General features: G+C 58.5%; 21 protein-coding genes. 14 read left to right on the forward strand and 7 right to left on the reverse strand.

From position 1 onward, the window contains the following. Position 1 precedes the first annotated feature (1 nt). Genes gspH through A0251_RS13145 form a run of 7 tightly spaced genes read left to right on the forward strand, consistent with a single transcriptional unit; the run spans position 2 to position 5670 of the window. Complete coding sequence (gene gspH, locus A0251_RS13115) at positions 2-631, forward strand: type II secretion system minor pseudopilin GspH (RefSeq protein ID WP_062817299.1); 630 nt, start codon at positions 2-4, stop codon at positions 629-631. Next, complete coding sequence (gene gspI, locus A0251_RS13120; RefSeq protein ID WP_062817300.1) at positions 628-1008, forward strand: type II secretion system minor pseudopilin GspI; 381 nt, start codon at positions 628-630, stop codon at positions 1006-1008. Before gspH ends, gspI begins: the two co-directional genes overlap by 4 nt. Further along, the gene (gene gspJ, locus A0251_RS13125) at positions 1008-1643 is read left to right on the forward strand and encodes a type II secretion system minor pseudopilin GspJ (protein WP_062817301.1); all 636 of its coding nucleotides are present in this window, start codon (positions 1008-1010) and stop codon (positions 1641-1643) included. Before gspI ends, gspJ begins: the two co-directional genes overlap by 1 nt. Next, positions 1634-2683, forward strand: coding sequence for a type II secretion system minor pseudopilin GspK (gene gspK, locus A0251_RS13130; protein WP_062817302.1), 1050 nt, complete (start codon positions 1634-1636; stop codon positions 2681-2683). The genes gspJ and gspK overlap by 10 nt, the downstream gene beginning before the upstream one ends. Positions 2684-2718: 35 nt before the next feature. Continuing rightward, a complete protein-coding gene (gene gspL / locus A0251_RS13135; protein WP_231874236.1) occupies positions 2719-3888 on the forward strand; it encodes a type II secretion system protein GspL in 1170 nt (389 codons plus the stop codon). After that, positions 3885-4400 (forward strand): type II secretion system protein GspM, encoded by a 516-nt coding sequence (gene gspM / locus A0251_RS13140; protein WP_062817304.1) that lies wholly within the window; start codon positions 3885-3887, stop codon positions 4398-4400. Before gspL ends, gspM begins: the two co-directional genes overlap by 4 nt. A 1-nt stretch (position 4401) precedes the next feature. Next, positions 4402-5670 carry a hypothetical protein gene (locus A0251_RS13145; RefSeq protein WP_062817305.1) on the forward strand — a complete coding sequence of 423 codons (1269 nt, stop codon included), beginning with the start codon at positions 4402-4404 and terminating at the stop codon, positions 5668-5670. A 114-nt stretch (positions 5671-5784) separates the two neighbouring features. Here A0251_RS13145 and A0251_RS13150 read toward each other — a convergent pair whose 3' ends face one another. After that, positions 5785-7473, reverse strand: a complete 1689-nt coding sequence (locus tag A0251_RS13150) for an alpha/beta hydrolase (RefSeq protein ID WP_231866067.1) — start codon at positions 7471-7473, stop codon at positions 5785-5787. A 32-nt stretch (positions 7474-7505) separates the two neighbouring features. Here A0251_RS13150 and A0251_RS13155 point away from each other — a divergent pair, with 32 nt between their 5' ends. The 3 genes from A0251_RS13155 to A0251_RS13165 are packed head-to-tail and all read left to right on the forward strand — an operon-like array spanning position 7506 to position 11109. Next, positions 7506-8279: a DUF1461 domain-containing protein gene (locus A0251_RS13155; protein ID WP_063508671.1), complete on the forward strand. Its 774-nt coding sequence runs from the start codon at positions 7506-7508 to the stop codon at positions 8277-8279. Then, positions 8269-10281: a PEP-utilizing enzyme gene (locus A0251_RS13160; RefSeq protein ID WP_062817307.1), complete on the forward strand. Its 2013-nt coding sequence runs from the start codon at positions 8269-8271 to the stop codon at positions 10279-10281. Before A0251_RS13155 ends, A0251_RS13160 begins: the two co-directional genes overlap by 11 nt. A 30-nt stretch (positions 10282-10311) precedes the next feature. Beyond that, on the forward strand, positions 10312-11109 hold the full coding sequence (locus A0251_RS13165; RefSeq protein WP_062817308.1) for a DUF2189 domain-containing protein: 798 nt from the start codon (positions 10312-10314) through the stop codon (positions 11107-11109). A gap of 120 nt (positions 11110-11229) precedes the next feature. On the opposite strand, the gene metH is transcribed toward A0251_RS13165, so the two are convergent. After that, entirely contained in the window at positions 11230-14958 is a 3729-nt protein-coding gene (metH, locus tag A0251_RS13170; RefSeq protein ID WP_062817309.1) for a methionine synthase, read from the reverse strand. A 288-nt stretch (positions 14959-15246) separates the two neighbouring features. Here metH and A0251_RS13175 point away from each other — a divergent pair, with 288 nt between their 5' ends. After that, complete coding sequence (locus A0251_RS13175) at positions 15247-16065, forward strand: mechanosensitive ion channel family protein (protein WP_062817310.1); 819 nt, start codon at positions 15247-15249, stop codon at positions 16063-16065. An 11-nt stretch (positions 16066-16076) separates the two neighbouring features. Continuing rightward, entirely contained in the window at positions 16077-16850 is a 774-nt protein-coding gene (locus A0251_RS13180) for a YdiY family protein (protein WP_062817311.1), read from the forward strand. 275 nt (positions 16851-17125) lie between these two features. Here A0251_RS13180 and A0251_RS13185 read toward each other — a convergent pair whose 3' ends face one another. The 4 genes from A0251_RS13185 to A0251_RS13200 form a co-directional block, all read right to left on the reverse strand. Next, positions 17126-18499, reverse strand: coding sequence for an NAD(P)(+) transhydrogenase (Re/Si-specific) subunit beta (locus A0251_RS13185; RefSeq protein WP_062817312.1), 1374 nt, complete (start codon positions 18497-18499; stop codon positions 17126-17128). A gap of 3 nt (positions 18500-18502) precedes the next feature. Then, the gene (locus A0251_RS13190) at positions 18503-18778 is read right to left on the reverse strand and encodes an NAD(P) transhydrogenase subunit alpha (protein WP_062817313.1); all 276 of its coding nucleotides are present in this window, start codon (positions 18776-18778) and stop codon (positions 18503-18505) included. Beyond that, on the reverse strand, positions 18778-20010 hold the full coding sequence (locus A0251_RS13195; protein ID WP_062817314.1) for a Re/Si-specific NAD(P)(+) transhydrogenase subunit alpha: 1233 nt from the start codon (positions 20008-20010) through the stop codon (positions 18778-18780). The genes A0251_RS13190 and A0251_RS13195 overlap by 1 nt, the downstream gene beginning before the upstream one ends. A gap of 400 nt (positions 20011-20410) precedes the next feature. Then, a complete protein-coding gene (locus A0251_RS13200) occupies positions 20411-21838 on the reverse strand; it encodes an AarF/ABC1/UbiB kinase family protein (protein ID WP_062817315.1) in 1428 nt (475 codons plus the stop codon). A gap of 148 nt (positions 21839-21986) precedes the next feature. Between A0251_RS13200 and A0251_RS13205 the strand changes: the two genes are divergently transcribed. Both A0251_RS13205 and A0251_RS13210 read left to right on the forward strand, forming a co-directional pair. Further along, complete coding sequence (locus tag A0251_RS13205) at positions 21987-22757, forward strand: alpha/beta fold hydrolase (RefSeq protein WP_062817316.1); 771 nt, start codon at positions 21987-21989, stop codon at positions 22755-22757. Positions 22758-22838: 81 nt separating this feature from the next. Further along, positions 22839-23981 carry an oxygenase MpaB family protein gene (locus tag A0251_RS13210; RefSeq protein WP_062817317.1) on the forward strand — a complete coding sequence of 381 codons (1143 nt, stop codon included), beginning with the start codon at positions 22839-22841 and terminating at the stop codon, positions 23979-23981. 47 nt (positions 23982-24028) lie between these two features. On the opposite strand, the gene A0251_RS13215 is transcribed toward A0251_RS13210, so the two are convergent. Continuing rightward, the gene (locus tag A0251_RS13215) at positions 24029-26131 is read right to left on the reverse strand and encodes a carboxy terminal-processing peptidase (protein ID WP_062817318.1); all 2103 of its coding nucleotides are present in this window, start codon (positions 26129-26131) and stop codon (positions 24029-24031) included. Positions 26132-26275 lie beyond the last annotated feature (144 nt).

Here is a 26275-nt window from a genome sequence, read left to right on the forward strand (position 1 = left end):
GATGCGCTTGCGCCCCGTCATTCAGGCCGGATTCACCCTGCTGGAAATCATGGTTGTGGTGATGCTGATGGGGTTGCTCACCGTAGTGCTGGTGTCCCAGGGCAACTGGACCAGTGATGGTCGCCAACTGGAGCAGGAAACCGCCCGCTTGCAGGACACGCTGGCGCTCTTGAACGAGCGCAGTCTTTTCTCGGGCCAGTTGATGGCGCTGCGACTGGAAACCACCGGGTGGACACCGCTGGCCTACGACAGGGTTGAGGGGGAATTCCTGCCCGTGGATGACACCGCGCTCAAGGCACACACGTTACCGCCATCCCTGGAATTGGTCTGGCAACTGGATGAGCTCGGTGAAGATCAGGCCAGCCTCAGTGATGTGGCCGAGAGCCTGGTCAAAGACGACGTCATGGCCGGCGCAGGCAACGACCTGGTCGACCAGGAAGAGGGCGATGAAAACGGCCAGGAGGAAGCGGATTTCCCCCAGGTATTTTTCTTTCCCAGCGGTGAGGTATCCCCGATGACCCTGACCCTGCGCGCCTACGATGATGTGGATGCTGAACAACGTTTGCGCATGTCGGCACTGGGGCAATTCAGTGACCCGGATGCCGGCAATGACGAGGAGGCCGCACCGTGAGTGGTGAGCAGAAGGGGTTTACCCTGGTGGAGGTGCTGGTTGCCGTCTCCATCCTGGCGCTGGTCATGGTTACCCTGGGGCAGAGCATGGGAGCCACGGCCCGGGCCTACACCAACATCAACGAGACCCATCTGGGGTTCCTGGTTGCGTCCGACAAACTGGTGGAGATGCAGGTGTATCAGCAATGGCCTTCTACCGGCACCTCGGACAGTGAAGTGTCCCGCAATGGCCGTGACTGGTGGATCGAAACCACCGTTTCTGAAGGGCCTTATCCGGATACCCGCCGAGTGGACATTGAAGTCGGACCGCTGCGGGGCAAGGACAAAGGCGGCATGGCCTATCGCCTGGCCAGTCTGATTGGAAAGCCTGCGTCCTGATGTCACAGCGCGGCAGGACTCGCGGTTTCACGCTACTGGAGATGGTTGTCACCATCGCCATTTTTGCCTTTATCTACGTCTGGGTGGCCAGTTTTCTTGGCACGGCCCTGCAGGGCCGTGAGCAACTCAATGCCAACGCCAGCATCATGGAACGCAACCAGCGCGCCATCACCTACCTGACCCTGGATTTCGAGCAACTGATCAGCCGCCCGGTCCGCGATCCCTATGGCGACCCGCAACCCGCCATTATCGGCCGCGACAATTACGTGGAATTTACCCGGCTGGGCTGGTCCAACCCCTTCGGGTTGCGCCAGCGCAGTGAGATGCAGCGGGTTATCTATACGCTGGAAGACGGCAAACTCTATCGTCGTTACTGGCCAGTGCTGGATACCAATGTGGCCACCGAGTATCAACAAGATGTGCTGATCGACGATGTGGCCCGTTTTACGGTGCGTTATCTGGACAAGACTCCACAGGGGGAGTGGCAATGGCTGGAGCTGTGGCCGGATGTGGCCCTGGCTGCCGTTCCTGTCTGGCAGCAGCGATTACCGAAAAGCATCGAAGTGGAAATTGAGCTGGAAGATGGCGACACCATTCACCGATTCTACCGTACGGTGGTGAACCCATGGTCCTGACCCGCAACGCAAAACAGCGGGGTGTAGCCCTTATTATCGTGCTGATGCTGTTCGCGATCCTTGCCACCATCACGCTGGAAATTGTCTTCCGGCAGGATCGGTTCCTGACCCGGGCAGACAACCTGCTGCAATGGGATAAACGCTATCAATACGCCATGGCCGCGGAAGTGGTGGCCCAGCAGGGGCTGATCGACGATCTGGAGGATGACCGCAACAACAATGCCATTGTGGACGATTGCGTGGAAGAACAGTGGGCGGTCCAACTGCCGCCCACTCCCTACGAAGATGCCATGCTCAGCGCCAGCGTTCAGGATCTGCAGGGTCGCTTTAACCTGAACTGGCTGGTCACCGCTTCCGGCGACGAGTTTATCCGTAATCCCAGAGCTATCGCACAACTGACCCGCCTGATCGAGCAGACATTCCCCGGCGAAGCCAATGCCAGCCGGCTGGCCAATGAAATGGCTGATTGGCTGGACAGCAACAATATTGTCGACAGCGTGGAAGGGGCAGAAGACCCGGAATACCGTAATCGCCGCACCCCCAATTTGCCGGCCGCCCATGAATCCGAAATGCGGGCATTGCTCAGCTTTCGGGTTGCGGATCAACCTGCGGAGCCGCAAGTGTGGGGATTGTTGACGGCCCTGCCACTAGGGACCACCTTGAATGTGAATACCGCGCCTCCCCAGGTGCTTGATGCGGTGATAGGCGACATGGCAGGGACAGCCGCGGTGCAGGCGGTACTCGACGCGCGTCAGGAGAAGCCGGTCACTGAAATCAGTGAACTGATGAAACTGCCCCCACTTGATGACCTTTCCGCCGACGAAAAGAACGATCTTGCCAGTTTATTGGGTGTCAGCAGCGAGTATTTTCAGGTAATGGTAGATGTGGAAGTGGATGGTCAGCTCAGCCGGCTGGTCAGCCGGCTTCGCAGGGCCACGGGTCAAGGGGAAACAACCGCCGTGTTCAGCCGTCAGGTTAGTCCGCTGCTGACACCCCTCGAACCGGCGTGCAATCCCTTCTACAATGCCGACGGCAGCTAACAGAAAGCCAGATGCAACCCGGTGTGGCGGGTCGCATGCTCAAGAATAATGATGGAAGGACAGATAGCGTGGCAGATGCTCCCTTGATTTATCTCGCCGGTGCCGGGGAAACCCAATGGCAACCGGACAGCCCCGTGCTGTTCCAGCCCCACCGCGGTGAGGCGGTGCAATGGCTCGGCCTGGGCGAGGCGCTGGCGGCCTGCCAGGGGCGCAACGTGGCGGTGGTCATCAGTGTCTCCTGCGCCCGATTGACCCACGTTTCCCTGAGCCGCAAGCAGGCCCGTCATCTTCAGCGCGTCCTGCCATACCTGCTGGAAGAGCAGCTGCTCGACAACCCGGACGACCTTTGGTTCGTGTCCCGCAAGGGCAGTGGGGACGATTATCAGGTATCAGCGGTACGCAGGGAGCTGATTACCCGGCTCCAGCAATGGGCCAGGGAGGCAGGCGCGCAGATGGCATCCTTGCAGGTGGATGCCGACTGTCTGCAGGCGGTGCTGCCGCTGACGGCGGACCTGGGCAATCGTCAGCAGCTGCTGTTGATAGATCGCGAGCAGGGTCTGGTCATTGATGCGGACCAGCAGGAAGCGTTTGCCCCCCTGCTGGGAGACAGCCTGGATCAGGCTCGACAGGTTGATTTGCCAACCCTCTTTGACGAACTGCGTCAGTATCACGGCCAGGAGCTGTTGACCGGCCCCTATACCCCCAAACAGGACCGTCAGAAAAACGCATTGTTGGGACCCTGGCGTCCTGTTGCCTACCTGGCTGCCGCGGTGTTTCTGGTTGCGGTGGTTGCACTCTGGATACAGCAGTGGCGCTATCAGCAGGCAGCGGACCAGGCGTTGGTGCAAGCGAAACAGCGTTATGAACAGCTGTTCCCCGGCGACAAGGCGACCTCGGCCCTGAACCGTCAGTTCCAGGGCCGTCTGGCGCGCCTTGGTGGTGGCGTTGATGGCGGTGGTGCAGCGTTTTTCCCGTTGCTGGCGCCGGTTGCCCAGGTGCTCAAAGACATGAAGGTGGAGCCCAAACGGCTGCAGTATGACCAGCGTCAGAATGTGTTGCTGCTGGATGTGGGGGCCAAGGATTACGCCCAGCTTGAAGCCCTGCAGAACGCCATAAGAAAGCAGGGGGGCAATGCCTCCATCGCCAATTACCGCAACGGCGCCCAGGGCGTCAGTGCCCGCATCAAGGTGGAGCAACCGGGATGACATCTGCCGAATTGAAGAAACTGGCCGGCCAGCGCTGGTCGCAACTGCAACAGTGGTATGCCAGTCGTGAAGCCCGCGAACAGCAGGTGCTCAAGGTGCTCGCGGTGGTGGCGCTGTTTGTGGTGCTCTACTGGGTTATCTGGGCACCGTCATGGGCGGCCCGTAATCAGGCTCGCCAACAGTATGTGGCCAACATGCTGACACTGGAATGGATAGACGCCAACAGCGGTGCCGTAATGGCCGCTCGCGCTGGCACCAGCAGTGGTAGCCGGTTGTCAGACAACTGGGTCAGTGACGTGAGCCGCAGTGCGGATGATTTCGGTCTCACCTTGCGTAACTTTACGCCGGATGGGAATCGCTCCGTGCGTATCCAGCTGGAAGATCAGTCCGCTGCGCAGGCCGTGCTATGGCTGCAGTCCCTGCAGCAAAAAGGCGTGCAATTGGGCAATCTGGAAATGACGCCGGGTGGCAAGTCGGGCACTGCCACCGTTCGGGCAACCCTGCAGCAATAATATGACCCTTCGCCTTCTTCTGGCTTTTTGCACTCTGGGTTTCACCGTCACGGCGGAGGCGCAATGTCGCTTCGATCCGCTGGATCAAGGCCGCGTGGTGAAAATTTCCGGCGCGCAGCTGCCCGCCGCATCCGGCATGTCGTTATCCAGTCTTTCGGTCATGCGGGTGGAGAAAGGGCGCTTTATCCCGGTGGCCTACCAGTTCGATGAAATGGACCAGAAAGGCATGGTCTGGTTTGCGGATTCAGGCTTTGAGCTGGCAGGTTCTCCAGGCCAACTGGATGGGCAAGACCAGCTGCTCATGATGCTGACCGATGCAGGCCCGCGGGCGCCGGCAGACCTCAAGCCGGAACAGGGCGAGCTCGTTGCCAGGCTGACCGTCGCAGAGGATTGCCATTTCTATCTGGTCCAGGGGAATCCTGAGCGAAGTGACAATTATTATGTGGCTCACGATATCGACAGCGGCGAAACCCGCACGGCGCTTTATCAGCTGGATGTGGATCCGGATAATGAATTGAACTGGCGCTATCTGGGTTATCGGGGCTATCTGGGCGAGGGGTCAATCATCGATACCCTGAAAATGCGCATGAGTGCCGGTGTACTGTCCCGGTTTACCCGTATGACCCTGGATAATCACAACCTCAGACCCAAACGGGTGGGGTTTTCTGTGGGGCCGATTCGTTCGGTGATGCATTTGCGTACCAAGGTGGTACTGGCCGGTATTCCCGTGATGACCATCCAGGTACAGGCCATGCGCTACGCGGCGCATTATGAAGCGCATACCTACGCCAAAATTCCCGACCTTTATCGAGCGACCCTGAAAGAGCCGGAAGTGTCGGTGACTGTGGATGGCAACAATCAGTCAGGCGCCGCTGTGTACACAGCAAATTTTGTCGACTCTCCGGTGATTGTCGACGGCAAACCGGATGATCAGGCGTTTGCTGACCAGGCGCTCACCATGGATGCCAACTGGATCCTGTTTGACAGCCAGCGGGATTTTGCGCTGCTCACCCATCTCACCGTGCCTGACGAGCTCATGGAAACGCCGCTGGCGCTCATTTATCAGGATGATGCCTCGTTGACGGTGGAGCCGGAACAATTTCCCGGCCAGCTTCCCAACCTGGGTTACTCCCTGCATGGCTGGCCGCAGCCGGAGGAGCTGCGGTTTACCGTGAGCCTGTATTTTGAAGAGGGTTTGAAAGGTTTTGCCGCAGACCAGTTCGCCACGAGGCGGTCCGCCGAGGTCGCGGTGCAGGTAAGGGACCGTTAACAGGCGGTTAAGGCCTGCCTATTCAGTGTCTGCCGGGGTGATACAAGACAAAGACGGTTTCGCTGCTCGTTGCAGGTCGCCGTCTTTGTCGGCACGGAAATCGTGCTGTGTTGTTCAGAATGGCCGTTCCGGCGTCAGTGAAATGGCTTCTTCCCGGGTCAGAGGCAACCAGATATCCCCCTTCACTGTGGCATTTCTCGCCAGGAAAGCGGAATTGAGCGGGAACTGGGTGGTAAATCCGTAAATCACCAGCCCGACACGATCGCCTCCTTTCAGGGGCTGGCTCACCGCCGGCAACTCCATATTGTGGATGCCTTTTTCCGGCAGGGGCGTCAATTGCTCACTGGCCACGTGTACCCGGCGGCGGTTGGCGTGTTGAATGCCGACCCCGACAAAGACCGGCATGCTTTTGCCGCCTGAGGTGCCGGCCAGGCTCAGCGCAATGCGGGGCTTGCCCAACAGCACCTCATCGTCACCCCGGGCCACATACAGCGGCACGAATTTCGGACGTCCGAAGCCGCCATTGGGTTCCAGCTCGCGAAGGTCTGCACCGGGCCACATGGCCCGGAACATGTCGCCACCAATATCGAACCCGGCCATCAGCCATTCAAAGGCTCCGGCAAGGGGGATAGTGACGCGGGTGGGGGAGAGGGCATAACGGCTACCCCCGTCGAGGATGCCGTTTTCTTCCATGGCTATCCCGCGGTCGCGGGTCACGTTGATGCAGTATTGGGGAACAGTGGCGTCTTCTCCACGCAGCTTTTCGTCCCACCAGTTGATAATGGTATCAACGGTTGTTTCGCTGTAGTCGCCACAGTGCACCATGTCATCGGTTTGGTAGAAGGGCACCCAGCCGCGCCATTTCTGAATTGGCCAGGGCATGACATGGCCGCTTTCCATACCGATAATGCGCGCGTCACGTCCTTGTGCCTGCCAGCAGTCATAATTTTTTTCTGCCTGCTGGAAAGGGAACAGGCTGTCGCTGAAACCCTGGATAAAGAGGGCGTCCGCATGGGGAGCTTTGCCCTGATCGCAGTAACTGGCGGCGCTGCGCTCATACATCAGTGCCTGCATGTCACGGCTTACCGTGCCATCAAAGGCGCTGCGCCAGGGATCCGCAAACATCTCTCCAATATCAAAACCACTATTGATCCCTCCGAATCCGAGCAATACTGCCCCCCAGGCTGTACGGAATTCGCCATTGGGAGCGATGCTGTTCATGTCATACCAGCCGGTAAGCGGCACCAGGGCTTTTAAACGGGGTTCGGTGAAAGCCGCCAGGGTTTGCAGGCCGGCTCCGTAGGATTCGCCTATCATGCCGATGGCGGGGCTGCCGTCTTCCAGCCGCTTGACTCCGGGCAGGTGGGCCAGGGACCAGTCAATGACCTGGCTCAGGTCAGCCACTTCGTAGTCCGGGTCCATCATGTGAACCCGGCCCTGGGACTGGCCCCAGCCTCGCTGGTCATAGAAGACCACCCAATAACCGGCTTTCCAGGCGGCAATGGCGGCCTCCCCGGTGAGAATTGCCTTGCCGTAGACGGACAGCGGGCGTTTCGCACGGAAACCGCCAAAACCGTGGGTGGCAATAACCAGCGGCGCACTTTGGCCGCTCTGCAACGCCGGTTGATAGACCGTGGCGGCCAGTTTCTTGCCATCCCGTGTGGGGATGCGAACCTGGTAGTAATCCGCTTCGAGGGCCTGGGTGGTAAGGCGATCATTGGTTTTGGGAAGGCTGGTGGTGGCACAGCCGGTAATGGCGAAGGCGCCCAGAAAAAGGGCTATCGACATGAAGAGCGGTCGCATGGCGCTACGTCCTCTGTTTATTATTCTGGTTTATGCTTGGGGATATTATGAAAAAAACAGTACAAAAAAGCCGGGTCGCTGCCACTTTAGTGTGGTTCTTCTACGCTGTCACGGTTGTATTGCTTTCCGTTCTTATCAGTTGGGCATTATACAGCCAGGCCAATTACGGGTACGGGTTCTGGTACCAGCAATTAGACATTGATACGCATATACAGGAATACGGCCCCAAGAATCGCTTTCGATACGGTTTTGAGCAATTGCCGAGCGAACAGCATATCCAGGCGTTTGAGCAAATACGGGATGCCGTGCATCAGCAGGGCGAAGGCCTGGCAGATATTCATTACACCTTGCCCGGCCGGAAACCGGTGCCGTTACTGCATGAGGCAGAGATTCGTCATCTGCAGGACGTGGCCGATCTGATCGATGTCGGCCGCTGGCTGATGGTTGCCCTGGCACCACTCTGGGTGTTGCTGTCCCTGTTGTGTATCCGCCTGGCCATACCGCCCATGCGCCAGCGAATTCTGATAACTGTTTTCGCACTGGGGGCTATGATAGCGTGGTTGGCCATTGTCGGGCCGACGCAGATTTTTTATCAGTTTCACGTCTGGCTGTTTCCTGCGGAGAACCAATGGTTTTTCTACTGGCAGGATTCGCTGATGAGCACTCTGATGAAAGCGCCGGTACTGTTCGGGGGAATTGCCGCGGCAATCGCTCTGGGGGCACTGCTGCTGACGCCGGTGTTGTACGGGTTGGGGCTGCGGCTGTCGAAAAACATCGTCAAACAAGAATCAGGTCATGGGCATTGAAGTACTGACTGCTGACGCGCAGGGCAGCGAAAACCTGCAGCGCTGGGCGGCCATGGGGCTGCCTGTGCCGCCGAGCTGGCGAGTGGGCCGGGAAGTGGTACAAGACAATTCGCCGGAATCCCTGGCACAACAACTGCGTGCGTTGCCACGCATGTTCAGCGAAGACCGTTACTGGGTCCTGCAACAGGGGCCAATGAACCCGGACTCCCGCCGGGAAAGCTTGCTCAACCTGGATTCTGATGAGTCCCTGGCGGCTGCGTTGCGGAGTATTTTTAAGCGTGAGCAGGGGCCGGATCATGTGGTGATTCAGGCATTACCGCGCCAGCAGGCTGCTGGTGTTCTGTTTACCCGTCATCCGCTACGACAAGACCTGCCTCACATGGTGGTGGAAGGGGTCCTGGACGGCAGCAATGACCGCCAGCGGCTGATCTTCGATGAGGATGGGCGCCTGGTGCATGCCTCCCATGGAGACAATGCCCTGGGTGATCAGGTGGGCGAACCGTTGTTGCGCGGGCTCCATGAGCAGCTGAAGCAGAATTTCAAACGGCCCCAGGCCGGGGAATGGGTCTTTGATGGGCAGCAGCTGTGGCTGTTGCAGACCCTGCCGGTCGGCTCCCTTCCCATGCCCCGGGAGGCATGGACGCGTCGGGCCGGCAGTGGGTTATTTATCCAGGTGGAGACGCCGCTCTGGTACACCTTGCAGGGGCGGTGGCTGAAGACGGCCTTCTGGGAGCCCCTGGTGGGGCAACACGGCTGGCAATCCCTGGCCAAGGTGGAGCCCTATCGGCGGCAGCACAGCCATCTTTACACCAACTGTGCGTTTTTCCGTGAATTACAGGGTCAGCATGCCGGCGTCAGCCGTTTTCTGCCACCGGCATGGCAGCAGCTGGAGGCCGAACCGGGGCCGGTTTCAGCGGGTCGCCTGGCTGACCGGGTGGCGGTTTACCGGCACCAGTTGACACTGGCCCGTGTCAGCCGGGATCTGAAACGCTGGCAACAGCCTGCCGCGACCCAGGAAGGACTATGGCGTGGCCTCATGCAGCTTGATGGCATGGGGGAACGACTCAGTGGCGTGGAAGGCGAGGTGGGATATCTGGCCTTGCCGGACCGCAGCCAACATTACACGGCGCCGTTCCCTTTATCGTGGTTGGTCAGCGGTGCAGAAAAGGATGCCATCGACGCGCTGGTGGCGGGGCGTAGCGACGCCCTGGCAGAGACCGGCCTGCGTCCGGGGGCCGATCCGGTTCATGCGCCCCTTAGCGAGAATCCGGCCCAGGCCGGCAACCTGCATACGCTTTACGCGATCACCAGCGGGGAGCCTTCGGTGACGTGTGCCGAGCCCTCCACGGAGGATGCGCGCTGGCTGGCATTGGCCCGTCAGGCTCGTGGCTTGCGTTTTGCCATCGGTAACCGGTTGCGCAGCCTGTTGCGCGCCATGGGGGCGGTGGCGGTCAATCAGGGGCGACTGCAACACCCGGATGACATCTATTTCCTCTACTTCGATGAGTTGTGGCAGTTATGGATGGGCCAGCAACTGCCTGCCAGTGCCAGTCGCGAGGTGATCGGGGAGCGGAAACTCCGCTACCTCGATGATGGCTTACAGGGAGCGCCTGACTGGAAAATGGATCAAATCGGTTACGGCTTTGGCGGCGGCCAACGCCTGAGTCCTTTGCTGCGCGGGCTATCGCTGGTGCCGGGCAGGGCAGAGGGGCCGATACGGCGGGTGTGCAGTGCCTGGAGCCTGAACCGGATATGCCCGGGGGATATTGTGGTGGTTGATCAGGTAGAACCCGCCTGGCTGCCCTGGCTGGTCCAGGCCGGGGGCCTGGTCATTGCCGAAAAGGATCCCTGTAATGGTGCCGCCAGCCTGGCCGTCACTTACGGGATTCCTGCGATTTGGTCAGCCAGTGACGTCATGCACAGCGTCCAGGATGAGTTGCCCGGGCACCTGGATGCCACCCACGGCAGGCTTGATGTGTCCGCGGAGATTGCAGAAGATTGACCGGGTCACATCTCACCCCATGGCCCAGTGATGAATAACGATAATAACCCGCAGGAAGAGGATACCCGCCCCTTTGTGGCACCCTGTCGTACCATCGCCCCGTCTGCGCCTTTGCGCTGGTTACGCAAGGGCTGGCAGGATTTTCGTGCGGCTCCGGGGCCGAGCCTGATCTACGGATTGATGATGGTGGGCCTCAGCTACTTGATTACTGGCGCCACCTGGTGGTTTGGCAACATGGGGCTGTATCTTGGGCTGATCTCCGGCTTTGTGTTCCTGGGACCCATTCTTGCCCTGAACCTCTATAACATCAGCATTCAGCTGCAGCAGGGCCGGGTGCCCACGCTGAGGGAGAGTCTGCGCCAGGCCAGGCAGTGCATGGGCGATGCGCTGACCTACGCGGTGATCATGATTGTGGTCTTCCTGATCTGGGCTCGTGCCGCCAACCTGATTTACATTTTCTATCCGGTTAACGAATGGCACTGGAAAGATATCGTGTTGTTCTTCGGGGTGGGTAGCAGTGTCGGTGCCGTGTTCTGCGCCATTATCTTCACTGCCAGCGTGTTTTCCTTGCCGATGATCATGGATCGCCGCACGGACATGGTGACCGGCGTGATCACGAGCATCAATGCGGTGTTGCGCAACAAGCTGGCGCTGTTTGTCTGGGCCAGCCTTATTGGCGTCTGCTTGCTGTCAGGATTGCTGACGGCCTATCTGGGGCTTGCTGTGCTGCTCCCGGTGCTCGGCTATGCCACCTGGCACGGCTACCGGGAATCGATTGATGCCAGTGCATGGGAGGCCCGCTTCGAACTTCCGCAGGAGCATCACTGAAGAGACGGGTGGGGGCGTGGCACTCAAAATCTCCCGGCTCGCAGGCGCAGCCGGCAGCGTGGGGCGTCCGGTCCCGAAACCCTGCCGTTGCCATGGGGCTTGCGCCTTTGCAGTCCTGGTTCAGCCTTGCTCTTCGTCCATGTAGCCCAATAGATGCGGCACCATGCGCTCGATTTCCTTGCGAGTCATTCCCTTGCGGGCGGCATAGTCGTCCATCTGATCCTTGGCCAGCTTGCCGGTGCCGAAGTACTTGGCTTCCGGGTGAGAGAAATACCAACCGGACACCGCCGCAGCAGGCAGCATGGCGTAGCTTTCCGTCAGGGTCATGCCGGCATTCTTCTCCGGCTCCAGCAGCTCCCAGAGCAAGGCTTTTTCAGTGTGGTCCGGGCACGCCGGGTAGCCAGGGGCAGGGCGAATACCCCGGTATTTTTCACTGATCATGTCCTGGTTGCTGAGGGCTTCATCGCTGGCGTAGCCCCAGTAATCCTTACGCACCTTTTCGTGCATGCGCTCGGCCAGTGCTTCTGCCAGCCGGTCAGCCAGCGCCTTGAGCATAATGGAAGAGTAGTCATCGTGGTCCGCTTCAAAGCGTGCCACGTGTTCGTCGATGCCGATGCCGGCGGTGACGGCAAAGCCGCCCAGCCAGTCGGTGAGGCCGGTTTCCCTGGGCGCGATAAAGTCGCTGAGACAGAAGTCAGGCTTGCGCTCTTTACTTCCTTGCTGATGGCTTTTGGTCCGGTCGAGCTGCTGGCGCAAGTGATGGAGGGTCATGAAGGCCTCCTTGTCACCGGGGTTACGGTACAGCTCGATATCGTCCATGACTGAGTTTGCTGGCCAAAAACCTATTACAGCACGGGCGGTTAGCCACTTTTCTTCAACGATTTTCTCAAGCATTGCCTGGGCATCACGGTAAAGCTTGGTGGCTTCAGTACCGACCACCTCGTCTTCCAGAATGCGCGGAAATTTACCGGCAAGCTCCCAGGAGCGGAAGAAGGGGGTCCAGTCGATACGCTGCACCAGATCCTCCAGCGGGTAATCGTCGAACACCTTCAGACCTTTCACCTTTGGCTCGGGCGGGGTGTAGCTGGACCAGTCTGGCTGGAAGCGATGCTGCCGGGCCTGCTCGATGGAAATCAGGCTGCGGTCAACCTGCTGCTGTTTCCGGCGCACGCGCAGGCCTTCGTAGGTTTCCTTCAATTCGGCCACATAATCAGCCTTGGCCGTCTTGGAGAGCAATTTGGAGGCGACGCCCACCGCCCGGGAGGCATCGGCGACATGCACCACTGCCTGCTCGTAGGCCGGGTCGATCTTCACGGCGGTGTGGATGCGGCTGGTGGTGGCGCCGCCGATCATCAACGGCAGATCCATGCCCAGGCGCTGCATTTCACTGGCCACGTGAACCATTTCATCCAGAGACGGCGTGATCAGACCGGACAGGCCAATGATATCCACCTTCTCTGCCTGGGCCGTTTCCAGAATCTTCTCGCAGGGCACCATCACGCCCATATCGACCACGTCGTAGCCGTTACACTGCAGTACCACGCCGACGATATTCTTGCCGATATCGTGTACATCGCCTTTTACCGTGGCCATCAGGATCTTGCCGTTGGCCTCGTCCTGGGTGCCAAGCTCCTCCTTTTCCTTTTCCATGAAGGGAAGCAGGTAGGCCACGGCCTTTTTCATCACCCGGGCGGATTTCACCACCTGGGGCAGGAACATCTTGCCTTCACCAAACAGGTCGCCGACCACGTTCATGCCATCCATGAGCGGGCCCTCGATCACGTGCAGGGGCCGGGCGGCATTCTGGCGTGCCAGCTCGGTATCCTCGTCCACGTAATCGGCGATGCCTTTCACCAGGGCATGTTCGAGACGCTTTTCCACGTCCCATTCACGCCAGGCCAGATCCTCTTTCTTGGCTTTTTCGGCGCCGCTTCCCCGGTATTTTTCGGCCAGATCGAGCAGAATTTCGGTGCCATCCTCTCGGCGATTAAGCACCACGTCTTCTACGGCGTTGCGAAGTTCTTCGGGAATATCCGCATAAATCGCCAGCATGGCCGGGTTAACGATGCCCATGTCCATGCCATTGCGAATCGCGTAGTAGAGGAACACGGCATGAATCGCTTCACGGACAGTGTCATTGCCGCGGAAGGAAAAGCTCACATTGGAAACACCGCCGGAAATCATGGCGTGGGGCAGGGTACGCTTGATGTCCGCCACGGCTTCGATGAAGTCCACGGCGTAGTTGTTGTGCTCTTCAATGCCGGTGGCGATGGCAAAGATATTGGGGTCGAAGATAATGTCTTCCGGCGGGAAATCCACTTCTTCAGTGAGCAGCTTGTAGGCTCGGGTACAGATTTCCACTTTGCGCTCACGGGTTTCCGCCTGGCCTTCCTCATCAAAGGCCATGACGATCACTGCCGCACCGTAACGACGCAGCAGTCGCGCCTGGTGCAGGAAGGCTTCTTCACCTTCCTTCATGGAAATGGAGTTCACCACACCCTTGCCCTGGATGCATTTCAAACCGGCCTCGATCACTTCCCACTTGGAGGAATCGATCATGATCGGTACCTTGGAGATCTCCGGTTCAGATGCCACCAGGTTAAGGAACTTCACCATGCACTCGGCGGATTCCAGCATCCCCTCATCCATGTTGATGTCGATGATCTGGGCGCCGTTCTCCACCTGGTCACGGGCCACGTCCAGGGCAGCGTCGTAATCCTCTTCCTTGATCAGGCGCAGAAAGCGTTTGGAGCCGGTCACATTGGTCCGCTCGCCCACGTTAACGAACAGGGAGTCCTTGCTGATGGTGCAGGGCTCCAGGCCCGACAACCGGCAGGCGATCTCGATATCGGGAATCTGTCGTGGCGGCAATCCCTCCACGGCCTCCGCCATGGCGGCAATGTGCTCGGGGGTGGTGCCGCAGCAGCCACCGATGATGTTGAGGAACCCCTTTTCGGCCCAACCGCGGATTTCCCTGGCCATGGTGGCCGGGTCGAGATCGTATTCCCCCATTTCATTGGGCAGGCCAGCGTTGGGGTGAGCGGACACGTAGGTCTCGGAAATCCGTGACAGCTCTTCGATATAGGGGCGCAGCTCCATGGGGCCCAGCGCACAGTTGAGCCCGACGCTGATCGGACGGGCATGGCGCAGGGAGTTGTAGAACGCCTCGGTGGTCTGACCGGTGAGTGTCCGGCCGGAGGCATCCGTGATCGTCCCGGAGAGCATGACCGGCAGATCCAGGCCGTTTTCGTAGCAGTACTGATCCACGGCAAAGACAGCCGCTTTGGCGTTAAGGGTGTCGAAGATGGTTTCGATGAGGATCAGATCAATGCCGCCTTCCACCAGGCCATCCAGCGCTTCCAGGTAGGCTTCAACCAGCTTGTCGAAATTGGTGTTGCGGTAACCCGGGTCGTTCACGTCCGGGCTGATGCTGGCCGTACGGTTGGTGGGACCCAATACTCCTGCTACATAGCGGGGCTTGTCAGGCGTCGACGCCTCGTCAGCGGCTTCACGGGCCACCCGGGCGGCGGCCACATTGATTTCCCGCGCCAGGTCCTGCATGTCGTAATCGGCCATGGCGATGGAGGTGGCATTGAAGGAGTTGGTCTCGATAATGTCAGCGCCGGCGTCCAGATAGCCCTTGTGAAGGGCCTTGATCCGTTCCGGCTGCGTCATGCAGAGCAGATCATTGTTACCCTTGAGGTCGCTTGGCCAGTCGGCAAAACGGCTCCCCCGGAAGTCCTCCTCGGTGAACTTGCAGCCCTGAATCATGGTGCCCATGCCGCCATCCAGAATCAGGATGCGTTCTTGCAATTGGGCGGTCAGGGAGGCACGCACGCGCTTGGACATTGAAGACTCCGACAGGCAGAAATGTGACCGGGCATTATACCGGCCAGCCCGGCAGATACCCAGACATGTGCATGAATTGATGAGGAAATCTGCCTTATGGGGACCTTGAGACTGGTCATGGACGCGTGAAGGTTTCATTATGTGCAGCAAGCCGGCAGCGGGCAGGGGTCTGTGCTTCGTTTGCCTCAGGTGAAACCTTTGTAAAATTCTGCTTCGGGGCAACCCGCCATCTTGGGCTGGAAGCAGGAATGGGCATAATTCGCGCTCACTGGATGAGGAGTACGTTTAATGGATCAATATCTGTCTCAACTGGAAACCTTTGCCAACGAAAACCTGATGCCCTACGCATGGAATATCATTGCGGCGCTGGTCATCTTTATTGTCGGTAAATGGATCGTCGGGAAAATTGCTGGATGGCTTGGCCGGGTGATGGACAAGAAGCTGGACACGGAAGTGGCCAAGTTTCTGAGTAATATCATCCACGTACTGCTGTTTGTCTTCGTGATCATCGCCTCGCTGGACCAGCTCGGGGTAGAAACCACGTCATTGGTTGCCATTCTCGGTGCGGCGGGTCTGGCCGTAGGTCTGGCGCTGAAGGACTCCCTGGGCAATTTCGCTGCCGGCGTGATGCTGATCATGTTCAAACCCTTCCGGGTAGGCCATTACGTGGAAGCCGGTGGCACCTCGGGTACCGTCAAGGAAATCCGCATCTTTGCCACCATCATGAACAGCCCGGACAACAAGGTGATTACCGTGCCGAACGGGTCAATCATGTCCGGCAATATCACCAATTATTCTGAATTGCCCACTCGCAGGGTAGATATGGTGTTCGGTGTTGCTTACGATGCGGACCTTTCCGTGGTGAAGAAAGTGCTGGAAGAGGTTCTGGCCGCTGACGAACGCGTTCTCAAGGATCCCGCCCCGACCATTGTTGTGGGTGAGCTGGCTGACAGCTCTGTGAACTTCCTTTGTCGCCCCTGGGTGAAAAGCGCGGATTACTGGCCGGTGCTTTGGGACACCACGGAAACCGTGAAGCGCCGCTTCGATGAAGCAGGGATTGGCATTCCGTTTCCGCAGATGGATGTGCATCTGGACAAGAGTGAGTAGAGGAGAGATTCATGCGCAGTAAGTATCTCGCTGCCATGCTGATTGCCGCCGGCTTGCCGGCGGTATCAGTAGCGGCCGAGGAAGGCACCAGTGAAGCAAGCAAGTGGTCCGGGGATATTTCTGTTGGCCTGCTTTTCAAACGCGGCAATACCGATTCCGATTCGGTGAACGCCCACGCCAACGCCAGCCGTGACAGTGCCTTCTGGCGCCACCACTTCAAGGCAGACGCCAACAACGAGAAAGAGCGCGATCCGGAGACGGAAGAATACAACCGTACCGATGAAAATTACTTTGCTTCCTACAAGCTTGATCGCAAGCTCGGTGAGGAATCCCGCAATTATCTGTTCAACGTGGCCACTTACGAGAAAGACAATTTCTCCGGGTTCCACTATCAGGCCAGTTACGCCATCGGTCTGGGTCGTCGTTTTATTGAAAACGATGCCCATACCCTGGATCTGGAAGCGGGTCCCGGTTACCGCGTACAGTGCCTGGAGCCGGAAGACTCCTACAGCGATTGTGCGGACACGGAAGAAAGTGCCATTGCTCGTCTGGCGTTGAAATACCACTGGAAGATCAGTGACAGCGCTGAATTCCAGGAAGAAATCAGCAGTGAAGTCGGCGAAGACTCCACCAGTACCCGGATGGAAACCTCGCTGACCAGCAAGATCAACAGCCATTTTGCCCTGCGGTTGCGCCACTTGCTGGAGCATGAATCCAAGGTGCCGGCAGGGACCAAGGAGACGGATCATCAGGTAACGGTTGGTGTGGTGTATACCTTCAACTAGTCCTGTTGTTTCATCGCAACGAATGCAGAAAAGCCCGCGTAATGCGGGCTTTTTTGTGGAAGGTCGCCCCCGCACCCGCCGTAGCAGGGCACTTGCATTTATCGCGTCAATGCCAGGTTGGCGGTGGCCGGTGGAGGCAAGGGAAGGCGGTTTGCGTGCTTGAGGGGGGGGGCGGTAAAGTGCCCGGGGCCTGTTGTCTGCAATGACGGAAGCAGAGGAAAAACAGGCATAAAAAAGGGGAGCCGAGGCTCCCCTTTTTGCTGACCCGCAGAGGATCAGCCTTCTTTCAGGGCGGTGGTGATATCCAGCACCGCACCCTTGCCGTCGCCGAACAACATCAGGGTGTTGTCTTTGGCGAACAGGGGGTTGGGCAGGCCGGCAAAACCGGCGCTCAGGGAGCGTTTTACCACAACCACGGTCTTGGCCTTGTCCACGTTGAGGATAGGCATGCCGTAAATCGGACTGCCTTTGTCCTCACGGGCCATGGGGTTGGTCACGTCGTTGGCGCCCAGCACGATGGCCACATCGGTCTGCTCGAAGGTCGGATTGATGGCATCCATATCCTTGAGCTGATCGTAGGGCACTTCCGCTTCTGCAAGCAGTACGTTCATGTGACCGGGCATACGACCCGCAACCGGGTGAATGGCGTAGGCCACTTCGATGCCGGCAGCTTCCAGGGTATCAGCCAGATCACGCACTGCGTGCTGCGCCTGGGCCATTGCCAGACCAAAGCCCGGGACGATAACAACGCGCTGGGCGGTTTCCAGCAGCATGGCCACTTCTTCGGCGGAGGTGGATTTCACCTTGCCGGCGTAAACCTCGTCTTCGTCCATGGCTTCGCCAGCTTCCGCCATCACACCAAACAGAACGTTGGTGAGTGAGCGGTTCATGGCTTTACACATGATGCTGGTCAGGATCAGACCGGAAGCCCCCACCAGGGACCCGGTGATGATCAGGGCGCTGTTGCCCATGACAAAACCGGCCGCAGAGGCAGCCACACCGGAATAGGAGTTCAGCAGGGCGATCACAACCGGCATATCGGCGCCGCCAATCGGCAGAACCAGCAACAGGCCGAGTACCATGGCCGCCGCCACAAGACCCCAGAACACCATTTCATTACCCGGGTTGAGCACCAGGTAGCCGATGCCAACGATGGAACCTATAAACAGGACCGCATTAACCAGCTTCATGCCCGGGAAGCCCATGGGCTTGCCGTCGATGAGCTCCTGCAGCTTGGCGAATGCGACCAGGGAACCGGTCAGGGTCACAGCACCGATCAGTACGGCCGCACCGGTGGCAATGATGGATACCGTATCGGTGGCAGAACCACGGAAAAATTCCGCAGAAGCCACCGAGAAGGATGCACCACCACCGAAACCGTTCAGCAGGGCAATCATCTGCGGCATGGCGGTCATCTGGACCTTCTTGGCCATGACGGCACCAATCAGGCCACCAACGACTACGCCGGCAATAATGATTTCATAGGTGACAATATGCTCATTGAGCAGGGTGACCACGGCGGCAATACCCATGCCGGCAGCAGCCAGCAAATTCCCGCGCACGGCAGTTTTCGGCTTGGTCAGCCCCTTGATGCCCAGCACAAACAGGCAGGCGGCGATCAAGTAGGCGATATCAATCCAGTTCTGCATGAATTACTTCCTCTTGAACATCGCCAGCATTCGATTGGTGACCATAAAGCCGCCAATCACGTTGATGGTGGCCAGCACCACAGCGATAAAGCCCAGCACATTGATCAGCATGCCGGAGTCAGACCCGGCGGCAATCAGGGCGCCCACGATAGTAATACCGGAGATCGCGTTGGAACCGGACATCAGCGGGGTGTGCAGGGTGGGCGGGACCTTGGTGATAAGCTCCACACCGAGGAAGATCGCCAGCACAAACAGGGTCAGTTGGGCTACGAAATCCATTATTTCTCCTCCTCCTTGTTGGCGTCGGAGTCCGCTTCGGCGGGTTCCTCGGCCTCGGGCTCAGGCTTGGCAAGAGCAGGCAGGCCGAGCAGGTCACGCAGGCGGGCCTGGGGTACGTCGCCATCATGGCTGATCACGGTTTCCGCAACGATTTCATCTTCGAAGTCCAGTTGCAGATCGCCGTTATCGTCCAGCAGCAGGTTAAGCAGGTTTTCCATGTTCTTGCCGAACATCTGGCTGGCGTGATAGGCCACTGAGGAGGGAACGTTCTCAGGTCCGACGATGGTAACGCCGTGTTTGACAACGGTCTTTCCGGATTCGGTCAGATCACAGTTGCCGCCACGCTCTGCCGCCAGGTCCACAATGATGGAGCCGGGCTTCATGGCCTTGACCATGTCTTCGGTGACCAGGATCGGGCTCTTGGCGCCGGGAACGGCAGCCGTGGTGATTACCACGTCCATTTCCTTGATCACTTCGGTCATCAGCTCGCGCTGGCGCTTCAGGAAGTCCTCGCCCTGGGCCTTGGCATAACCGCCGCTGCCCTCGGCTTCGCCGGTATCCAGATCCAGTTCCACCGGCTTGGCGCCAACGGAGAGGATTTGTTCGCGGGCAGCAGGGCGCACGTCATAGGCTTCCACCACGGCACCCAGGCGCTTGGCGGTGGCACAGGCTTGCAGGCCTGCCACACCGGCACCCATAACGAACACGCGGGACGCATTCATGGTACCAGCAGCGGTCATGTTCATGGGGAACATGCGCTGGGACTCGTTGGCGGCAAGTAATACGCACTTGTAACCGGCAATCATGGCCATGGAAGAAAGGACATCCATGGCCTGGGCGCGAGTGATACGCGGCACCAGTTCCAGCGCCAGGCCAGTGACTTTCTTGTCGGCCAGGGTCTGGGCAAATTGCGGGTTGGCCAGCGGATCGGTCATGCCGATTACGATCTGGCCTTGCTTGAGTTTTTCCAGGTCGTCGTTGCCGTTCTGGGTGTTACTGCCAGGCGTTTGTACCTGCAGGACCACCTGAGCGGCGTTGAAAACCTCGTCGCGATCAACCAGCTTGGCACCGGCAGCTTCAAAAGCGCTGTCCGGGTAGCCGGCAATCTCACCAGCGCCACGCTCGATGATGATCTCGACACCTTGTTTTTTCAGCAGTGCGCTGACATTGGCAGGCGTTAGAGCAACGCGCTGCTCGCCAGGGCAGATTTCTTTGGGAACACCGATAATCACCTGCGTTACCCCCGTCTGTGGTTCGCAAATAATCGGCTATCAGGGCAGCAGAGTTGGCAACCCGGCACCTTGAAAGCCTCGTTAAACGGTCGCTTCATGGGAGCCGACCGACAAGAGCCTGTCTCAGGCCCTTGCGTACCGCGTGGGGTGGAAGGTAATGACCCGAAGGCCGCCACTGTCTCCATCACACTGCGAAGGTCGAATACCGCCGGTGGCCCCATTGCCGCAGTGTGGGCAATGAGACAAGCCGGAGGCTAACCCCCTCGGTAGCGCAAAGGCCTGAAACAGGCTCTCAGCAGGGTGCTAACCTTATTGTGGCGATGCCACCTTGGCAAATGACAATTCGTTATCGCACCGATAAGCGGGTGACAAAAGGGCATTTTTGTCACTATCGGAGCCATTAATCGACCGGGCTGATGGTTTTTTGATCAACCAGGATCACATCCGCGTCTTCCTGCATGTGGATAAATGGCTCCAGAATGGTGTTGCCGCGCACTTCTGCTTCGATGACGTGCAAAAAGGTGTACGCACCGAGCAACTTGCGGGCCAGGAAAATAAACTCCTTGGGCGGCACATCGAAATGAACGGACAGGGCATTGCGGCTGGCCCGATTCATGATGCGGTTCGGCAAATTGCTTTTGCCCCAGCAATACTCGCCCTTGTCGTTGAGTACCTCCGCCGGGGGCGGAAAGCGGTCCGGATCCTGAAGAACCTCAATGGCCTCGAAGCAAAGCGCGCAGAAATCATCCAGCAGCCGCCGAGGGGCTCCGCGGGCAAGAAAATCCAGGGCGTTTAGCGCGCGGATCAGGCGATCACTGTCGTGATGAAAGGAAGCGCGGATCATTTCCCGGCCGGGGCCCAGCACCTCATTGTCAAAATCCCGAATGGCACCGAAATCCAGCAGGACAATCTGGTCATTTTCAGGACTGTCACCAAATCGCAGCAGGTAATTGCCGAAATTCGGGTCGGTTTGCATCTTGTTCCATTCGAATACCTCCCGGCAGCACAACTCCATGATGGCGCGACCAATGAAATTGCGACGTTCCTGGGAAAGCTTGAGCACGGACGGATCGGTGACGCTGATACCATGCTCGAAGGTCATGCACATGATGTTATGGCTGGAGTACTCCGGCACAATCTCGGGCACCACGAAGCGGGTATCCTCGGCGAGAATCTGGCGGAAATGCCGGGTGGTGTGAGCCTCCAGGTCGTAATCCACTTCGCGCTGGAGCATTTCGCGGACTTCATCGAGCCAGAGATTGAACTGCTCGGTGATCGGCACCAGTCGGCTCAGCTTCAGCAGCCGGACCAGGGCGCGCATGTCCGAATCAATGGCATCGGCCACACCCGGATACTGGATCTTGAGAACCAGCTCCTTGCCGTCGGATTTGCGTATGGCTTTGTGGACCTGGGCCAGGGAGGCTGCGCCGAGCGGCGTTTCTTCAATATCCAGCTCCGCCATTTTCACCTCTCCAAGCTCTCGCTTGAGATGGCGTTCAATGGAGGGCCATTCCAGGGCGGTGGTCTGGTTTTCCAGGGTATGGAGCGCTTCGGTGACTTCCTCTGGCAGGAAATGTTCGCCAAACAGGGCCATCATCTGGCCAATCTTGACCACAGAGCCTTTCAGTCTGCCCAGTTCCTCTACCAGTTCCTGGGCGCGGGAGGACAGGTTTTCCTTGCGGCGCGCCTCACGCTGGTCCTTTGGGGTGAAGATGGAGCCAGCGCTTGCGGTCGCATACTTGGCGCCGGCCAGAAAGCCGGCTTTGGCCATGGAAAAGCGTCGCTCAACCGAGCCCGTCTTAACCCGTTTTACGGTTTTTCGTGTCATAGTCGTGAGGAAACTCCGTTTGCGATCCTGAGTGCCGGTGGCATTCTAGCCGGTATTAGATAGCGGGTCATTGGCTGAAGGAGCCTGTCGATACCCCCTTACAGAAAGCAACAGGTTGATTTTTCTATATCTCGGGAGGAATGCGGGCATGGGTAGAACCTGGGTGTTGTTGCGTGGCCTGGTTCGTGAGCAGAGGCACTGGGAGGATTTTCCCGAGCAGTTTCAGGCCAGTGTGCCACAAGATCAGGTGCTGACGGTGGATCTGCCTGGAAATGGCCAGTTTTATCGAGACAAAAGCCCGACACGGGTTGCAGCCATGGTTGCCCATCTCAGAGACCAGCTGGCCCGGCAGGGGCATCAGGGCCCTTATCATCTTGTGGCCTTGTCTCTGGGGGGCATGGTGGCGGTGCAGTGGTTGTGCCAGGCTCCTGGCGATGTGGCGTTTGCCGGTTTGATCAACACCAGTGCCAGTCGCTACAGCCCCTTCTGGCGACGCCTGCGCCCGGCGAATTACCGCCGTTTACTGAGTGATGCAGTGTTCAGTCGTGACCGGTTGCGCAAGGAGGTTGCCATCCTGGAAATCACGTCCAATCTGCGTGAGGCAGACTATCTTCATCAACTGGCTGACACCTGGGCCGGTTACGCGCGGGAACGCCCGGTTTCCCTGGCAAACAGCCTGCGCCAGTTACTGGCTGCCATGCGTTTTCGGGCCCCGGCGGCCTTGCCGGAAAGTGTCCCGGTGCTGATCATCAACGGGGCAGGGGACCGCCTTGTCAGCCCGGCCTGCTCGCAGACCCTTGCCCAGGCCTGGGATTTGCCGATCAAGAGTCACCCTCAGGCGGGCCATGACCTTCCCCTCGATGCCCCCCGATGGCTTATCAATACCTTGATTGAAGGGGTAACAGATTTCTCTGTTTAGTGTGTTGACCCCCTATCCTCGCTGGCCTAGCGTTATTCGAGAACTCGTGAGTTCCAGGATAACAACAACCGTGGGGTAATTATGGCAACACCGCAGGAACTGGCCCGCTTCGAATCTGGCCCACAAAACCCCCGTGAGCGGGTCTGGTGGGATCGCTATTCCCATGAGCGACTGAATGCCTGGCGGCAGGTGCAGGATCCGCTGGCGGATCGTTGCGCGGCGCAAATCAAGTTTACCCGGCCCTCGGGCTTGCTTGAGGAAGTGGAGAAACGGGCCAGGGAAGAGGGCGGCGATTTCCAGGCCTTTCTGGACCATTGTTACAGCGTTCCAGCCTGGGTGGATTTTGACGCCATGGAGCTGGGACGGCGTATGTACCGCCGCAACGGTGCATTGCAGGGCCTGGTGTTGATGTGTTCAAGCCTGGTAGAAGGCTATGCCCACAACAAACCTTCCCAGGTACTGGTGGCCACAGGGCGATTGCAGAAAGATGTTTCCCGGCGGATTTACGAAACCGGACAGATGCTCCACAACATCGTCGGTGATGACGGGATCCGCCCGGGCAGCCTGGGGCATCGCACCTTGATGGAAGTACGGTTGCTGCACGCGGCAGTGCGACAATTTCTTGCCAACAATCCCCGTTGGGACAATGCCAAATACGACCTGCCAATCAATCAGGAAGACATGGCGGGCACCATCCTGGAGTTCGATTTCATGGTGGTCCGGGGACTCAAGCGGCTTGGTCTTCAAATCAGTCGCCGTGAGCATGAGTCCATGCATTATTTCTGGCGCTATGCCGGCTATCTGCTTGGCGTCGACGAGGCATTGCTGACCACCACACTGGAGGAGCAGGAAATCCTTGCCATGCAATTGACCTCGCATCTCTATGAGCCCACCGCAGACAGCGAATCACTGGCCAAGGCCCTGCTGCGGGATATGGCCGGCAAGCCCCCCTTTAACCTGTCCTACGAGGTGTTGCTGGGCTTCAGTCGTTACCTGATCGGTGACAAGGTTGCGAATGATCTGAATATCCACAGCAGCGTCTCCGCGGCTACCGCGGTTAGGGTGGTGAAGACGGCTGTCAGTGCCGCCAGTTTTGGTGTGCGCTTCCTGCCTGATCCGGCCAAGCGCGCTCTGGAAGACCTGAATCACCGGTTGGGCAAGCGTACATTGAAAGCCGGGTTGGGGGACGACCCCGCCCGCTGGGGATTCAAGGCCTTGGCCTGAAACAAAAAAACCGGCGAAAGCCGGTTTTTTTGTTGTTGACGGCAGCCTTACTTGCGAGCCACCTGGTTGTCCCGAATCAGACTCATGTAGTCCACCAGAATTTCACCGGTTTCTCGCACATAGGGGTCTTCATCGATAGCCTCTTCATCACTTTCCGGATCCAGGGCCCGTTGTTCCTCCAGCTCACGCAGTTCCTTGATGCTGGCCAGCGGCTCTTCCCCGCGGGACTGGCGACGACGGTTTTCGATTGCCAGACGTTCGCGATCCAGCGCCTTTTGCGTGGCGGTGCGGTTATCTTCATTCAGTGACAATTCAACCCGGTTACGGTTTTCGTCCAGAAGCTTGCGCAGGGACTCCACATAAACAAACTCCGGGTCCTTATTGATGCGATGGGAATGTTTTTCACGCAGCTCGGGCAAATAGGGAACAATATCGCTCACCCGTTGGTATTTGGCCGATTCGATTTCATCCCAGGGCAGGGCATTGGGCAAGGAACTTTCGCCCACCTCGTCCTTGTCGATCAACGACGGCATATCCACATCAGGCACGATCCCCAGGTTCTGGTTGCTGGACCCGGAAACCCGGTAGAACTTGGCATTGGTCATCTTCAGTTTGCCGTGGTTCAGGTCCAGCAGTGTTTGTACCGTGCCCTTGCCGTAGGTCTGATCGCCGACAATCAGGGCGCGACCGTAATCCTGCATGGCGCCGGCGAAAATTTCCGAAGCGGAAGCGCTGAAGCGGTTGACCATCACTGCCATGGGGCCGGCGTAGAGTACCCCGGGGAACTTGTCTCCCTCGATGCTGACCCGGCCGCTGGATTCGCGCACCTGCACGGTGGGGCCACGGTTAATAAACAGGCTGACCAGTTTGTTGACTTCCAGCAGTGAGCCACCACCATTGTTGCGCAGATCGATTACCAGACCGTCAATGTTTTCCTTGCGCAGCTCAACCAGCAGCTTGGCCACATCACTGGTGGTACTCGTATAGTTGGGATCTCCCCGGTGGAAAGCGGCGAAATCAAGATAGAAGGCAGGAATTTCAATAACGCCCAGCTTCAGGGTTTCGCCATCACGGTCGATGGTTATCACGTCTTTCTTGGCAGCCTGTTCCTCCAGCACCACCTTGTTCCGTTCTATGGTGATGGTGCGGGTATCGTGCTCACTGGCGCTGCCCGCCGGGATGATTTCCAGATTGACTTTGGTGCCCTTGGGACCACGAATCTGGTCCACAACTTCGTCCAGCCGCAATCCGATCACGGGCTCCGGGGTCTCACCATCCTGGCCAACACCAACAATCCGGTCGGCGGGTTTCAACTGGCCGCTTTTCGCTGCCGGGCCGCCGGGGACCAAACGCACCACCTTGGTATAACCGTCCTCGTACTGCAGCACCGCGCCGATCCCTTCCAGTGAGCGGCTCATGCTGATGTCAAAATTTTCCGAATTATGGGGCGTGAAATAGGTGGTATGGGGATCAAAGGTTTGCGTCAAAGCATTGATGTACACCTGGAACACATCTTCCGGGGTATTCTGGGTAATGCGCTTGAGCTGGCTTTCATAGCGACGGGTGAGCCGGGTACGGATATCTTCCAGCGAGCTGTCATTGAGTCGCATGGACAAGACGGCATTTTTCAGCTGCCGATGCCAGATGGCATCCAGCTCCGCTTCATTGGCGGCCCAGGGCGCATCTTCGCGGTCCACCACCACGGTTTCCTGGTCGTCAAAAGTCAGCGAATCCAGATCATTCTTGATGGTATCGAGGAGCTTGCCCAGGCGTGTTTCCAGACGCTCTTGGAAGCGGTTGAAAATGGTGTAACCGGCTTCCAGCTGGCCTCGGCTCAGCTGGTCGTCCAGCTGATCGCGATAGCGCTCGAATTCGCGGATATCCGTGGCCAGGAAATACTGCCGATTGGGGTCCAAATCCTTGAGATAGCTGTCTAGAACCTGGCTGGAGAGGGTGTCGTCAAACTCCAGTCGCCGGTAGTGATGCTTCAGCTTGGCGGCGATTTCCTCGGCGGCATCCAGCTGATCGCTGGTGGGTTTCAGGTCACCCTGAACCTCCGGCTCGGAACGAAGGCCACTCACTCCCTGAATGGCGCCCCCCAACAGGACCAGCGCCAGCGCCAGGGGGAAGAGTTTACGGACTAATGACATGCTGTATCTCAAACGGTTTACCTGCAGTATAGACGACCGCCCGTGGGTGGTCATTCATGGGGCCCGTACTCTATTGCCGTTCTTGACGGTAAGCGCGCCGGACACACACGTTCAAAATTGCGTCTCGATCACGAACCAGCCTAT

Source organism: Alcanivorax sp. NBRC 102024 (assembly GCF_001602235.1).
Taxonomy (GTDB): Bacteria; Pseudomonadota; Gammaproteobacteria; order Pseudomonadales; family Alcanivoracaceae; genus Alcanivorax.